The organism is Nostoc sp. ChiVER01 (assembly GCF_034531155.1).
In the GTDB taxonomy this organism is placed as follows: Bacteria; Cyanobacteriota; Cyanobacteriia; order Cyanobacteriales; family Nostocaceae; genus Nostoc.
In genome coordinates this window covers 84,997-99,192 of sequence record NZ_JAVRBS010000026.1, presented here as the reverse complement: position 1 = coordinate 99,192, position 14,196 = coordinate 84,997, and the positions used below count along the sequence as shown (strand labels likewise).

At 41.2% G+C, this 14,196-nt stretch carries 15 protein-coding genes; 6 read left to right on the top strand and 9 right to left on the bottom strand.

The annotated features are described in order from the left end of the window. Window positions 1–88: 88 nt before the first annotated feature. Window positions 89–1,357 (bottom strand): HhoA/HhoB/HtrA family serine endopeptidase, encoded by a 1,269-nt coding sequence (locus RMY00_RS27455; RefSeq protein ID WP_322650567.1) that lies wholly within the window; start codon window positions 1,355–1,357, stop codon window positions 89–91. Window positions 1,358–1,546: 189 nt separating this feature from the next. On the opposite strand from RMY00_RS27455, the gene RMY00_RS27450 reads away from it, so the two are divergent. The 4 genes from RMY00_RS27450 (at window position 1,547) to RMY00_RS27435 (ending at window position 3,426) form a co-directional block, all read left to right on the top strand. After that, window positions 1,547–2,467 carry a phosphorylase gene (locus tag RMY00_RS27450; RefSeq protein WP_322650566.1) on the top strand — a complete coding sequence of 307 codons (921 nt, stop codon included), beginning with the start codon at window positions 1,547–1,549 and terminating at the stop codon, window positions 2,465–2,467. A 341-nt stretch (window positions 2,468–2,808) separates the two neighbouring features. Continuing rightward, a complete protein-coding gene (locus tag RMY00_RS27445; protein WP_322650565.1) occupies window positions 2,809–2,979 on the top strand; it encodes a phycobiliprotein lyase in 171 nt (56 codons plus the stop codon). Between the two features lie 4 nt (window positions 2,980–2,983). Then, complete coding sequence (locus tag RMY00_RS27440) at window positions 2,984–3,178, top strand: hypothetical protein (protein WP_322650564.1); 195 nt, start codon at window positions 2,984–2,986, stop codon at window positions 3,176–3,178. Beyond that, complete coding sequence (locus RMY00_RS27435) at window positions 3,088–3,426, top strand: CpeR family transcriptional regulator (RefSeq protein WP_322650563.1); 339 nt, start codon at window positions 3,088–3,090, stop codon at window positions 3,424–3,426. The genes RMY00_RS27440 and RMY00_RS27435 overlap by 91 nt, the downstream gene beginning before the upstream one ends. 510 nt (window positions 3,427–3,936) lie before the next feature. Here RMY00_RS27435 and RMY00_RS27430 read toward each other — a convergent pair. The 6 genes from RMY00_RS27430 to chlP all read right to left on the bottom strand — a co-directional run bounded on the left by RMY00_RS27430 (window position 3,937) and on the right by chlP (window position 9,596). Then, window positions 3,937–5,289, bottom strand: coding sequence for a pentapeptide repeat-containing protein (locus tag RMY00_RS27430; RefSeq protein WP_322650562.1), 1,353 nt, complete (start codon window positions 5,287–5,289; stop codon window positions 3,937–3,939). A 258-nt stretch (window positions 5,290–5,547) separates the two neighbouring features. Beyond that, the gene (locus RMY00_RS27425) at window positions 5,548–5,742 is read right to left on the bottom strand and encodes a hypothetical protein (RefSeq protein ID WP_322650561.1); all 195 of its coding nucleotides are present in this window, start codon (window positions 5,740–5,742) and stop codon (window positions 5,548–5,550) included. A gap of 17 nt (window positions 5,743–5,759) precedes the next feature. After that, window positions 5,760–7,130, bottom strand: coding sequence for a DUF3370 domain-containing protein (locus RMY00_RS27420; protein WP_322650560.1), 1,371 nt, complete (start codon window positions 7,128–7,130; stop codon window positions 5,760–5,762). 333 nt (window positions 7,131–7,463) lie between these two features. Next, window positions 7,464–7,736 (bottom strand): GlsB/YeaQ/YmgE family stress response membrane protein, encoded by a 273-nt coding sequence (locus tag RMY00_RS27415; RefSeq protein ID WP_069068080.1) that lies wholly within the window; start codon window positions 7,734–7,736, stop codon window positions 7,464–7,466. A 262-nt stretch (window positions 7,737–7,998) separates the two neighbouring features. Then, complete coding sequence (locus RMY00_RS27410; protein ID WP_322650559.1) at window positions 7,999–8,190, bottom strand: hypothetical protein; 192 nt, start codon at window positions 8,188–8,190, stop codon at window positions 7,999–8,001. A 185-nt stretch (window positions 8,191–8,375) separates the two neighbouring features. Continuing rightward, window positions 8,376–9,596, bottom strand: a complete 1,221-nt coding sequence (gene chlP / locus RMY00_RS27405; RefSeq protein ID WP_322650558.1) for a geranylgeranyl reductase — start codon at window positions 9,594–9,596, stop codon at window positions 8,376–8,378. Window positions 9,597–9,785: 189 nt separating this feature from the next. Here chlP and yidD point away from each other — a divergent pair, with 189 nt between their 5' ends. Both yidD and RMY00_RS27395 read left to right on the top strand, forming a co-directional pair. Next, complete coding sequence (gene yidD, locus RMY00_RS27400) at window positions 9,786–10,310, top strand: membrane protein insertion efficiency factor YidD (protein ID WP_416212107.1); 525 nt, start codon at window positions 9,786–9,788, stop codon at window positions 10,308–10,310. 104 nt (window positions 10,311–10,414) lie between these two features. Next, window positions 10,415–11,431 (top strand): sulfate/molybdate ABC transporter ATP-binding protein, encoded by a 1,017-nt coding sequence (locus tag RMY00_RS27395; RefSeq protein ID WP_322650556.1) that lies wholly within the window; start codon window positions 10,415–10,417, stop codon window positions 11,429–11,431. 244 nt (window positions 11,432–11,675) lie between these two features. On the opposite strand, the gene RMY00_RS27390 is transcribed toward RMY00_RS27395, so the two are convergent. Further along, window positions 11,676–12,284, bottom strand: coding sequence for a DUF4360 domain-containing protein (locus tag RMY00_RS27390; protein ID WP_322650555.1), 609 nt, complete (start codon window positions 12,282–12,284; stop codon window positions 11,676–11,678). A 1,100-nt stretch (window positions 12,285–13,384) separates the two neighbouring features. Beyond that, a complete protein-coding gene (locus tag RMY00_RS27385) occupies window positions 13,385–13,864 on the bottom strand; it encodes a DUF4360 domain-containing protein (protein ID WP_322650554.1) in 480 nt (159 codons plus the stop codon). Window positions 13,865–14,196: the final 332 nt, after the last annotated feature.

The window sequence follows — 14,196 nt, the reverse complement described above, 5'->3', positions numbered from 1 at the left end:
GCTTGTCAAATATCTTATAAAAAAAAGGACGGGCAAAATACCCATCCTAGAAAATTCACTTTTATTCAATTGATAAGAAAAATTTTTTTTATTGTACTTGGGCGGGGAAAGCACCAGGTTGCACAGCTATGTTAAGACTTTGCCCATTGCGACGTAGTTCCATGCGTAAATCGCCTCCAACTTGGCTATTTTCTACTGCTCTTTGAACACTGCTGGCATCTGTGACTGCTTGCCCACCAAGCTTTTGGATCACATCCCCAGCACGTATGCCTGCTTTAGCAGCTGGTGAATTTGGGACAACTTTCACAACTAATACACCTTTATCTTCATTCACACTCAAACCGCTATTGGGATCTGAGTTGATATTTTGTTTTAGCTGAGGCGTTAATCCCACCATCTGAATTCCCAGATAAGGATGTTCTACTTTGCCTGTAGCTATTAGTTGACTGGAAATGCGTTGAGCTGTGTTGATAGGAATAGCAAAGCCTAATCCTTGTGCCCCTTGAATAATGGCTGTATTCATGGCAATCACCTCGCCACGAGAATTTAACAAAGGGCCGCCGGAGTTACCGGGATTAATTGCTGCGTCAGTTTGAATATACTCTACTCGCTTATCGGGAGCGCCGATTAGATTGCTATTGCGTCCGGTAGCACTGATGATTCCGGTAGTTACTGTATTATCTAATCCAAGAGGGTTCCCAATCGCGATCGCCCATTCTCCCGGTTGCAGTTGATCTGAGTTACCCAAAGCTACTATCGGTAGATTGTCCGCCTGAATCTTGACAACAGCAACATCGGTCAACTCATCTTTTCCTAAGACTTTACCTGTAAAGGTACGCCCATCCTTAACGGTTACTGTTACTGTATCAGCACCATCGACTACGTGAGCGTTAGTGAGAATACGACCATCAGCACTAATAATAAAACCTGAACCAGTACCCCGTTCTACCCGATTTTGCTGTTGTTCTGGTATTTGAGAACCAAAAAAGCGTTGAAAGAATGGATCGTTGCTAAATTCATCTGGTATCTGGGTTTTTACGGTTCGTGAAGAATCAATCCGCACTACAGCCGGGCCGACCTTTTGCACCACTTGGGTAACAAAGTTAGGATCTGTGGTAGCTGGTAATGGCGGAGCAGCATTTACTCGACTCACTGCCAAATTAGATGCACTTTCAGACACCTGCCGAGGATGTCCAGCCATATAGCCGCCTGCTAATGTCATACCTGATCCCAGCAGCACCAGCGATAGAGAGGCGGCAGCCTTTTTCCAGGGCGCTTGATTATGGTATTTGGCATCAGCAGTGTTATGTGAAATGCTATTTGATGGGTGTTCTCTGTCGCGAGATTCGTTTTGCATTGCTGTCTGGAAAGATATTTATATTTAGATGTATCACTAATGTAGATATGATTTGTGACAGTTTTGTTGCGGAGGTATTGCGTTGTTATGAAAGCTTTGGTATTTTACTGAACCGTATTGGAATATAGTCATTGTTAAAGGGGCACAGCTTTGTGCTGCGTGTTCCGTACCATGCCTGAAGGGATAAAAATGGCACAGGGAAAAATTTTACTTAAACCTGGCACTTTATGGACAAGTGTTAAAGAACGGACTGAACATGCTTTGCAATGCGGGGCGCTACTATCGATCCCGACAGAATTTGAATTTGTTGAACAGGATGGAGTGCGCTTTTTGGTGCGAATTTTGTCTAACCTGAATCGCAAAAAAGCAGCTAAGGAGAAACAGGAAAAACAATCTGCTACTTCTGGTGAAGAGTTTAATCCTTTTTTGCCCTACGAAGAGGATTTATTTGTGGCGGATATTTCCGAGACTCATGTATGTATCTTAAATAAATTCAATGTTGTTGATTATCACTTGTTAATTATCACCCGTGCTTTCGAGGAACAGGAAAGCTTACTTACTCTGGAAGATTTTACGGCTATGTGGTCATGTTTAGCTGATTTCGATGGTTTAGCATTTTACAACAGTGGCAAAACCGCAGGTGCTAGTCAGCGACACAAGCACTTGCAATTAGTGCCACTACCACTTGCACCTTCGGGGCCGCAGATACCTATTGAACCTCTGCTAACAGCAGCACCATTTCAGGAATCGATACCTTCTGGTGCATCCGTTACGCCAACCCTAGACTTTACCAACGCAATACCAAAACTTCCTTTTGTACACGCTTTCGCGCCATTAAATCCCCATTGGGTACAATCGCCATTTGCAGGGGGACAAGCAACTTTGGAACTTTATCGTACTTTGCTAAATTCTGTGGGAACTGGTGCTTACAATCTTCTAGCAACACGAGAATGGATGTTGATCGTACCGCGATCGCAGGAACATTTTCAGTCTATCTCTGTGAATTCATTAGGATTTGCTGGAGCTTTACTAGTAAAAAATGCAGCAGAAATGGAAATTCTCAAAGCCCAAGGGCCGATGACCATCCTTAAGAATGTCGCTGTATGCTAGTAAACTTGGTGCGATGTCTCCAAAGGACTTTGCATCAAATTATATACCTGAATTTTCACAGTATCTAGAAAACCTCCCTATTAGGACGGGCAGCAAAATCATCAGGATCGCTGTTGCTTAGATTTGCCTAAGCATAGATGAGAAAGGGACTGGAAACAACGATGAGAATAATAACTCAGTACTCCTAACTTAGCATTGGCTCAAAGCCCCGCGATCGCTAACAGTACTTAGCACATCTGAATACAGTTATGATCAAGAAGGGTAACATCTCGGCTGGGAGAATAATTTTTTAGCCAAGATACCTTTTGGATTGTACGCTACTTTTTCAAACCACTTTTCTCATGGAAATTACTGAATTCTTTGAACTTTCGATTGGACGATGGCGATCGCACCATAGCGATCATTATTTAGCATTCACTCACTTTGAGCAAGTGCTTTCTAACACTGACATTGAGGCTCTATCCGTCGATAAGTCGGCAGTGGTAAAAATCTGTTTGGATAAATCTAGATAAAGGTATGGATATTGAAACCTACAAGCAAATATGGGGGCCAACCTCTGGCTCTTTGCGGTTTGAAAAACGGGAAAGTTTTGCTGATGATTTATGTGCGGTGAGCGCTTTATGTCGATTCAGCTTGAATCTATTAAATCTAAAATGTTACCTCCACAAGCTGAAAAAAAAATGCGCTGCTGGATTCGCAGTCGCCACTTGATTTGTTCGGGCAACTTTTTTATCTTCGAGACATTAGAATATACCACCATCGAAAGATTTTCTCAATGTGTCGCTTCTTTAGGAGGAACAGTAATATCCGTTGAACCCATTAATAAAATATGGATGGGGGATCATCGCCAAGTCATTTTATATCAGGCAAAAGCTAGTTTACATACGCCTCATCATACTTTGAAACAATACTGGATAAAATCTGGTAGTGCATACACTAAATTTGATGAGCGTGCTTGAGAGTTACTATCCTGCGGAAATATTTCTGACAGGCATCCATACTACAATTCAAAATTAAGTTTTGAATTTTAAATACTCCTTAAGGGAGTTGACGGCTAACTGTTAATGTCTAATTGCTAATTTTTTTATAATGATTAGCTGTTGGTTATTAATAGTTAGCCGTCTAAGTTTGTTAGAGAATGTAACTAAATTTTCTAAAACTTTTAGCTTTAACCCAAGCGTACTGATATTTAACCTAATAGGGTTCAGTTAAGGCTAAAACTCTTTGTCAAAAACTCTTTGTCAAACTCAATTTTTTTAACGAACCGCCAAGGACGCCAAGGACGCAGAGAGAAGAAAGAAATGCTTAACTGAACTGTATTGATATTTAATCTCGGTGAATCGGTTTAAGATAATCCAAAATTTGTAAGCTGTTGGAAATTTCACTTGCATATTACCTCAAAGTAAAACTATCGGGAGGTAGGAACTTTGCCGGGTTTGGTTATGCAAATTAAAAGTACATCATAATAACTATCTTCCCAACTTATTGGGAATACCTTCACAACCACCAGGAATAGTACCTCTAGTTTTTTCACCACCCCAAGCACAACAGTAGTTACGTGTAGACTCAGACATGCGCTGCACATTGGTGAAATCAGCATTTTCCACCACAGCGCCAGTGTGTTCGCCAGTTTGATAATTTGGTCGTTCAGTGCGACTGCGGGGTGATGCTTTATCTATTACACCGTAGAATAGGCGAATCCCGTTGATGTCAGCACCACTGAGATTAGCACTATATAAAATTGTGCGGGAGAGGTTGGCTTTTACTAAATCACAACCGCTCAGGTTGGCGCGGACAAGATTAGCTTCGCTCAGGTCAGTCCAACGCAAATCAGTACCAGAAAGGTCTGCTGCGGCTAGTGTTACGCCTAAATCGATGACACGCACACCTTCCAGGCGGTCTTCTGCATATCCGCCACTGCCGTCGAGAATGGCTCGACCTAATAGCCGATCGCGTTGTAAGGGTGAGAGCAACTTGGAACGTGAGAGAAAGCGGAGAATTTTCGCTTTACCACTACCATCTACACTACTTAAAATTGCCGCAGTGCGTCCTTCGGCGATCGCTCTTTCTTGAGGCCAATCTTCTAATAATCCTTCTTGATCTAATACTAAGTCTGAAACGCCTTGGAAATAAGAATCAATTGTCTGTTGCTGGGTGATGATGTTTTGCTGAACTGTCAGCAGGTTTTGCTGAATTGTCAAGTCTTTGGAAATAACATATTGTCGCCACGCCACGTAAACGGCGATGACAGCGATCAGAATTTGCCCCAAAGCACCAAACCAATCTGCTAGGGTTCCAGCAATGTCCCAGTTAATCTGCCGTCCCCAAACAAGCAAGCGATCGCCCACACCTGTAAACTTGATCAAGCCGATGATCGCTACTATTAGTCCCAAAATGGCAACAAACAAGGTACGTTCTTGGGCTGAAAACCACTCGTATAATGCTTTTTGCAACCAAGGCAATAATATCGCTAGGGATAACAGCAAAGTTATCAGCGTTCCGATAATGCCGACGATCCAGTTATTTAGGATAACTCCAATGAAGGTGATGGCAATCGCTATTAAAGTAATTAACAATGCCCTCGGCCTAACTACGAATTGCTTGGTAGTAGGTTGTTGAGAATCAGAACGGGCTTGTTGGAGAGCAGTTGTATATTGTGGAGATTTCAAAGATGCGATCGCTGCTAGGGCTTGTTGTGTAGCTAGTACTTCTGAACTGAGGTTCTTCTCAATTGCACCCCCATCAAAGTCATCCGGTTGCGAGTCGTTTTCTGGGATTGGTTCTGGGGTTGGTAGATTAGAGGAATTGGATTCAATCGTCATGTTTTCTATTTTGCCCCAGCAGATTCAGTTCAACATCTGTTTTATCAGAAATTGCACTAAACCAAAAACCTGTATTTTAGGCAACTTAGAAACGGGCGTTGCTGATTCCATGTATGAAAATGATTTTGCATAATCCCAGAATCCTTGTAGAGAGGTAGCAATACTACGTCTCTACAAGGATTCATAATTCAATTCAGTAACGCCTTTTTATTTCTGGTCAACACGATTGGCTACGGCGTAGACACAAGTCTTTTAGAGTTACTGCGTAATGTAGGATAGCTTAATTTTTGCAAGTCGATACAACAAAGACGCAGGTCGATGCAACAAAGACGCAGGTCGATACAACAAAGACGCAGGTCGATGCAACAAAGATGCAGGTCGATGCAACAAAGACGCAGGTCGATACAACAAAGACGCAGAGCGATGCAACAAAGATGCAGAGCGATGCAACAAAGACGCAGGTTGTTTGGTTAAGTTTGGTCTACAGTTTGAATTGTCAGCATTTGAGGGGGCGTAGCATCAGGTGGGTAGAGAAAATCCACTTGTACAAGTCGCTGCTGGCCAGGGGATATTTTTAATTGAGCAAGCGGTTCTCCCATCTGTCCCCGTTGTTGAACTAAATGCCAGTATTGGGTTCTGGGTAAGCCATTATCGTCATTGTAGCGAATACGAACTGTGCCTCGGAAAAATACTGATGGTTGAGGTGGTGAAAAAAAGCGAAGCCCTGGTTTACTTAACTCATCTTCTTTGATAGGCGTTTGGAAAAGCACCTTTATAGTTTGCGGCTTATCCGTATTGTTGATTAATGGTAGAGAGATATTGTATTCAATGCCGTAGTTGCCGTGAGCTTCGTAAGCTGTACCAGGATAACGCGCCACTAGTTTAGCAGTTTGGTTTTGTCCAGTACCCATTTTGCCTGCCAGAAGGGTACTTAAACCGTAAGAAAAAGCTTGTCCTGATTCAGGAATTGTCAGGTACGAACTATTGGAGTTGGTAACTTGTACTTGCCAACGAGAGCCAACAGCTACCCCCGCTACCCGTCCGTAAATTTCTTTTGCCCCTTCAAGGTGATTGGGAGGACTGGGAGCAGATTCACGGGGCCCTGCAAAATCACCATTTTCTAACAAATTCTCCCATTCTTCTAAAGTAGGCGCTCGTTCACTACCATCGGTATTGGGTTTGGCAAACATCGCTAGGTTCGCCAGATAAACCGGACTATCGCTATACAAACGTAACAAAGTAGAACGTCCATTCAATGGCGGGGTCAAAGAACGCACTGGAATGGGATGATTCATTAACATCCGGCTTTGTTTTGGTGGAATTAGCAACTGGGCTGGCCATCCTGACTGCCGTCTGACTCGCAGCATATCATTCATCACGCGATCGCCTGGCCCTGCAAAAATATTTCCCGAATTATTTGATTGCATGGCGGGAAGTTTGATAAAAGGTGCATCAGGTTGACTAAGATAACTAGCTGCTTGCAATATATTGACAGTTACAGGGCGATCGCTGGGATTGTAAACAATCACCCCCAAATAAAGAGTCCGCAAATCATTTGGAGTTTCAATTGCTCTAGCAATATGGTGAGAAAATAAATCAAACCGTCCCTGAAATGGAAAGTTCAGGTGGGCGCTAGGCACTTTTTTGCCTTGAGGAGGAAATGTGGACAGCAGAATTCCTTCACTCTTAACTACTTCTGGGTTATTACTGTTAAATACTGGTACTTCGTCAAGATGTCCTGTTAAAGGTCTTGTTTGTTGGGGAACGAAGATTTCTTGTGGTGTAGGTGCAAAAGAAGGCGATGCTTGAGCCAAAAACAAATAGGAAATAAAATTGAGCATTTATTCAAAAAGCAATTTATCGTTAAGTTAAGAATAATATTAAAAGAACACCCAGATAAAGATGCACAGATTCTTGCCAAAAGATTTCAAAAATTATTGAGAATAAAGTATAGTCTGAAACTCTTGCTGCTTCGTTGTTTCATGACTTAATGGGAAAAGTCAGGTCGAAATGCGGTAAACTACGCAGCAAAGACAACTTGTAAACGTTGCCGCAAATTATAATAGCGCCTACCTAAATATAGGTAAGCGCTATTGTTTTATTTCAATTCAGGGAGAAAATATAGTGAATTTAATTCCCTGATTTTTACTATTAATTAATTCCAATTTAATTGATTACACAGCACTGCGACGATTTAGCAAGTTCCACAAGAAAACAGCGACAATTGCGCCAAGAACCGCTACTGCAATACCGGGAATGCTCAGTGTCGGGGCGGCTAATGTCAAGGTTCCTGTACTGAAGAATACACCCAAACTACCACCAACAAAAGCACCAATAATTCCTAATAAGATTGTTCCGAGAATTCCGCCACCTTGATGACCAGGGTAGATAGCCTTTGCAATAGCACCAGCAATTAGACCTAAAACAATCCAAGCAAGAATATTCATTGTTTTAATTTGATAAACGTTTTTTAACTGACAAATACACAATAGCAATCTAAACATTGATATTCAATCTACCAACAGAACCAATTATTAATAGCCTTGAGGATGAATGCTGTTACTTCTGGTGATATACCCACTAAATCCAATGGATAATAAATAAAAAAGCTCCTAGTTGGTCTAAAACTGGGAGCTTCGTTTATTCATTGCTTGATAATTGCAGTATATGCATTTATGATTCTTTTTCTCATCTACTTTAAGAATTAAGCTAAGTTTGAAAGTCGAATATTAATTTGATAAGGTGAAGAGGTAAAGTACCAGCGCCGCCAATAGAGGAAATCGAGAAAGGAATATTTTCATTGCTATCTCCTGCGAGCTTTAAAGCCGTTATCTCCTTGATTGAGCGATCGCCTACTATACCTCTAGCCCAAAGCCTTATTTTCTCGTAATTTATTGTCACTAATATTAAGTTATTGAGAATAAATTATAGTCTGAAACTCTTGCTGCTTCGTTGTTTCATGACTTAACGGGAAAAGTCAGATATATGTTGTGGGGTGGGCATCTCGTCCGCCTTAATTAATAAGCGTACAGGATGTCCACCCCACAAAATTGGGTAATTTATTTGTTCTGGTCCTTTGCACGCAATTAAGGTGCAAGGGCATTACCCCGAATTAGACTACCAATAGTTTTGGCAGTAATTTTTAGTTGGGTGATGGGATTAGCTGGGACAACGGTCTTATACAGATAGCTATCAAATGTTAGCCGTTGTACATCGAGGTCATCACACATTTCCACAAAGGCTTCGCGGGTGGCGTCGGAACGATAGAATACGGTTTGCAGAATGTCCAGCACCTTGTAAGTAAGTCCGTATCTTTTATCCCAACGCTTTAGGTAAACCTTCAGGTCGCCTTCTGTAGGAATCCGGCTACCACTGTTAGATGCTTCTACAATGGTTTCGGCACACATCCGCCCAGATTTAGCAGCAAAATAAATACCTTCACCAGAGGACTTGGTAACGTAACCAGCAGCATCTCCCACTAAAGCGATGCGACCAACAACACGACGGGGACGGGGATGTTCAGGAATGGGGTGCGCTTCAACTTTGATGATTTTACCGCCTGCTAGCTTCTCGGAAGCACGGGCGCGGATACCAGCTTGTAACTGTTTGATGCTGGCTTTATTAATGTGCATTGTACCAGTACCAACCGCTACGTGGTCATATTTGGGGAAAACCCAAGCGTAGAAATCGGTAGAAACGTCATCACCGACATACATTTCGGCGAGGTCGTTATAGTAGGCCATTTTGTCTTCGGGTAAGCGAATTCGCTCTTGGAAAGCGATCGCATAATTGTAATCCCCAGCGTCCATTTCTTTAGCAACGCGAGAATTGGCCCCATCCGCCCCAATAATTAGATCCACTTTCAGAGTTTTGGCAATACCCTGTGATATTCCTTCTGTATGGTCAACGTAATGGATGGTATAGGGATCGGTATTGTTTCCTGGTATATCAATTTTATGAACAGTGGCATTAATTAAATTTGCGCCTAGTTTTACGGCGCGATCGCGCAAAAAGCCATCAAGTACTTCCCGACGGCACATTCCTATATATTCTTCTTCATTTACCAGATTGATATCAACCTCACGATTAGAAGGCGAAATCATTTTCATCTTCCGTACCCGGCGATCGATAATCTCTGGTGGTAAGTCAAATTCACTCACCATACATAGAGGAATTGCACCCCCACAAGGCTTTGCATTGTCTAGCTTCCGCTCAAACAGGTAGGTTTCAATCCCAGAGGCTGCCAGTGTTTCTGCGGCAGATGAACCAGCAGGGCCTGACCCAATAACAGCAACCCGTAGTGTCAAAGGTCTTTCTCCCAATCTTCACATTTACCGAGAGCATACTACCACGGTCTTTCTAGTGATTTGGCGCTTTTCCCCCAGGTTCCTGCACAAATGCAATATTCCTTAATGTTTCGATACGAATTAGGGATTGTGGATTGGATATTGAGATTGGGAAAAATGAAGAATATTGCCTACTCCCCAGTCCCCAATATGCAGCATTCTTTATTTGATTCTCTTAGCAGACAAATCAGCGTTGCCGCAATTAATAGTTATCAAAAGCATATTTCCCCATACAAAGGCTTTGCTTGCGCTCACCGCTTATTATATGGCGGTGAATCTTGCTCTAGCTACTTCAAGCAGGTAGTTGCTAAAGAAGGGTTAAAAGTAGCTTTTGTTAATTCCCGTGAAAGATTTCAAGCTTGCAAGCAAGCTAACCAAATTTTGCGTAGACGCGTAGCGGCTTGTCGCTACGCGTCTACGCAAACCGAGAGCTCAAAAGACTCGACGGAAGAGGAAGCAGATACGCAGCAACGACAAAAAGCATCTGGTAAAGTTACTCAAAAATCCTCATTTATTAGCACCAATAATACTGACTGTTTTGATTGTGCCGATTTGGGCTGCAATTGTGTCGAGATGGTTAGCATAATTCCGCATTGTAGTTCCCCGGATTGTGGTTCCCTAGATTGCAGTGGTGCTGACTGTAGCTTCCTCGATTGCGGCAGTTGTAGTAGCTAAATCTTGGCTAAATATTGTTTATCTCTAACTAACGATATATGGTATATGTAAGACACAGTAATCCTAGCAGGAAACTGTAGATTATTTGCAGAGGTACAGCCGCAGTGGGTATAGTAGTTGAGAATGTCTCTAAACAATTCGGGAGTTTCAAGGCAGTTGATCAGGTTAGCCTGGAAATTAAGAGTGGTTCGCTAGTTGCGTTGCTCGGCCCATCAGGATCAGGTAAATCTACGCTACTACGGTTAATTTCAGGTTTAGAAATGCCAGATAGTGGCAAAATTCTGCTTACCGGTAAGGACGCTACATACCAAAGCGTACAACAGCGCAATATTGGCTTTGTGTTTCAGCATTATGCTTTATTTAAGCATCTGACTGTCAAGCAAAATATTGCCTTTGGTTTAGAAATTCGTAAGGCACAGCCAAAAAAAATTAAGGGGCGAGTAGAACAGTTACTCGAATTGGTGCAATTGAGTGGATTAGGCGATCGCTATCCATCACAACTTTCTGGTGGTCAAAGACAACGGGTAGCATTGGCAAGGGCACTGGCAGTAGAACCAGAAGTCTTACTGCTAGATGAGCCTTTTGGCGCACTTGATGCAAAAGTCCGCAAAGACTTACGGGCATGGTTACGCCGCCTCCATGATGAGGTTCATGTTACCACGGTTTTTGTCACCCATGATCAAGAAGAAGCAATGGAAGTCTCCGATGAAGTTGTGGTGATGAATAAAGGGCGTGTCGAGCAGGTGGGGACACCAGCAGAAATTTATGATAATCCTGCCACCGCATTTGTGATGAGCTTCATAGGCCCGGTGAATGTGTTACCCAGCAACTCTAAGATTTTTGAAAGTAGCGGATTTGATGCACCACACCCACAAGTATTTTTGCGTCCGCAAGATGTGATATTAGAAAAGGTTGCTAACGGTTCTACTACAGCTGCTACAGTCAGCCGTTTGATACATTTGGGTTGGGAAATTCAGGTAGAATTAACTTTCGATGATGGGCAAGTGTTGATGGCGCATTTAACACGCGATCGCTTTAACCAATTAGAATTAGAACCGAAACAACGGGTGTATGTGAAGCCAAAGGATGCCAAGTCCTTCCCTCTGTCTTATTCAATTTAGTTAGCAGTGTAGAAATATTTTATTTATGCTTGCTGCTTTATGCCACAGTAGAAAAACGTTGCCAGAATATTTGCCAAATCCACCAGAGCAGTGTAATCAGAGATAGACTGCACAAAAATATACAAAAGCACCAGCCTAGTATCATACTAAGCCTGGTGCTCTGGCTTTTTATCGATTTTTTGTGAGGACTAATTTAATCCTCTAAGATTCGACTCTCTACATGGCATCGCTATATCTGCTCCTACTAGCAAGGAGTCAAATTAAACCTAATTCTATAAATTCCATTGAATCCAATTTGAGTTTGCTGCCCCGCAGCTACATTTGTAGCACGCGCTATCAAATTTGTGTTGATGCCGAAAACCGAACTCACTCGGTTAGCACACGCGTCTACTGTATCTCCTGTAATAGCTACATCTTTCAGCCATCCAACTGAAGAGCCAGAAGCGAAGTTTGCGTTTAGATCATTCCTAGATGGAATTACTTTCCCTTGAAACACTGGTGTAACCCTTAGAGCAGCAGTACCCCCCTGAGGTACATTTGCAAAACCAGAATATCTCAAGTTAATGGGCTGAACTTTGTAGCCCTTAGGGATATTAAGTCCAATTCTGAGATTGCAAGATTGTGATACAACTCTAGGAGATACAGCTATAGCCTGAAATCGAGGTAAAGTTACAGACAGAGTGTTTCCTACCAAAGTTCCCTGGAAACTTCCAGACGAGCAGCCATTTCCGAAAACAGTTACTGGAACACTTTCAAACTGAAATGCTGGTGTTTGAGCCTGCGCCTCAGATAAACCCACAACATTTAAACTCAGTAGCGTCAAGCTAGAAATAAGAGCAGTTAAAACTTTCATATCTTTCATCTCAAATAAGGAGAGCTTCTCAGGTTTGTTGTCAATAACTATGTCTCAAGACACAGAGTCAAAAATTTCTTCAGAGCTATTGGAAGAAATCTTTCGATGAGTTGGTACAGCTTTACAAAGATCAAGTTTTGGAAAAATTAAATGCAAAACTAACTATGCATTAAAAAACCTAACAAAGATTAAAGTTAAAACTGTCATCTAGTAACTCCGCGAAAATCTGTAATCTCGTGTGGATATTACATGGAATGTCAATCTCCTAATAGACTTCTAAACAAAAAAACTTTACCTGGCAGACTTTTTGGATTTGGGGATTTATAAGGCTCATTAAATGTATGGAGTACGCTCTGATTAAGAAAGACAGAAATATAATAAAACAATCAATTTCTGACTTAAAAATTGTTTACCAGCGTATTTCACTTATCAGAAAATAATTCAGGAGTCAGGGCTTAGAATTCAGAATTGAATTCTGCACGAAAAAGAAAATCATGTAGAGGTAGCGAGTCTACCAGCAAATGAATAATTGAGTTTAAGACCCTAACTAAATCTTCTCCTTTGGAGACGCACTCGCGTTCGATTTAGCCTTCAAGAATAAAATGGCGGTATTGAACCCCCACTAATTGATTCTGACTCCTGAATTCTTACTTCTGAATTCTTTTTTAATTAAGAATTGCCCTCACAAGAAGTTTTATAAACATTATACCATTAACTTATCAAACAAAAATATATTATTTTAATATCCAAAGACATATTTTTTACCAATTATGATTTATTTAGATTTGTCAACTACTTTGGCGTGACCTAACTATTTGTCAAGACAGAGAGGCAAAGATTTATTCAGAGTAATTGAAGAAGTCTTTCCATAAGTTGGTAAAGTTTTACAAACAGCAGTTTCTGTAAAATATTAAATGCAAAACTGACTATGCATTTAAAAAACCTAACAACGCTTAAAAGCAAATTTTATTTGGAACAATACATCCTTAATTGTTGTGTCAATTGTATTAATTCGGATTTGGGTTTCTTGATTTGCAGGTATATCTCTAGCTCTTGCAGTCAGAGTTGAATTAATACCAAAAATCGAACTGACTGGTCTACTACATGCATTTATTGTGTTTGCTTATAATATCTATATTTTTGTTCCAAGTATCTGAAAAGCCAGCCGGAAACGTTTGATTTGGATTATTGATAGTTGCAACACTTGCACCTTGAAATGATATTTCAACCCTCAAATCAGCACTGCCTCCTGTAGGCACATCTGCAAAGCCAAGATACCTGATGCTAATCGGCTGAACGTTAAATCCAGAAGGTATATCAAGACCGAACCGCAGATTGCAGGATGCTGATACAACTTTAGGAGGTGAAGCTTTAGCTTCAAACCGAGAAAATGTTACTGAAGCAGTATCTCCATTCAAAACTAGCTGTACTGTTCCGCTTGGGCAACCATTTCCGAAAAAAGTTCCACCAACTTGTTGAAACTTAAATCCTGTGGGTGTTTGAGCCTGTACCTGAAATAAACTCACAACATTTAAACTCAGTAGCGTCAAACTGGAAATCAGACCAGTTAAAACTTTCATATAATAACTCCACGAAAATTATATAATCTCCTGTACGTATTAGCTGCGATGTCAAACCCCTAATATACTTTTACAAATACAAATTTTACCTAATAGCATTTTCCAAGTTGGAAGATTCTCAGCAGTTCTTAATTGTCTACAATATGCTCGCCTTCAAAGAGACAGAAATAGAATAAAATAATTACTTTCTAGCTCGTAAATTATTTATTAGCGTATTTCATTTTTCAGAAAATAATTCAGGAGTCATGACTTAGAATTCAGAATTTAATTCTGTATAAATAGCAGATAGCGAAGCAATAGGTAGTCTCCCAGCAAAATTAATAAATGGGTTT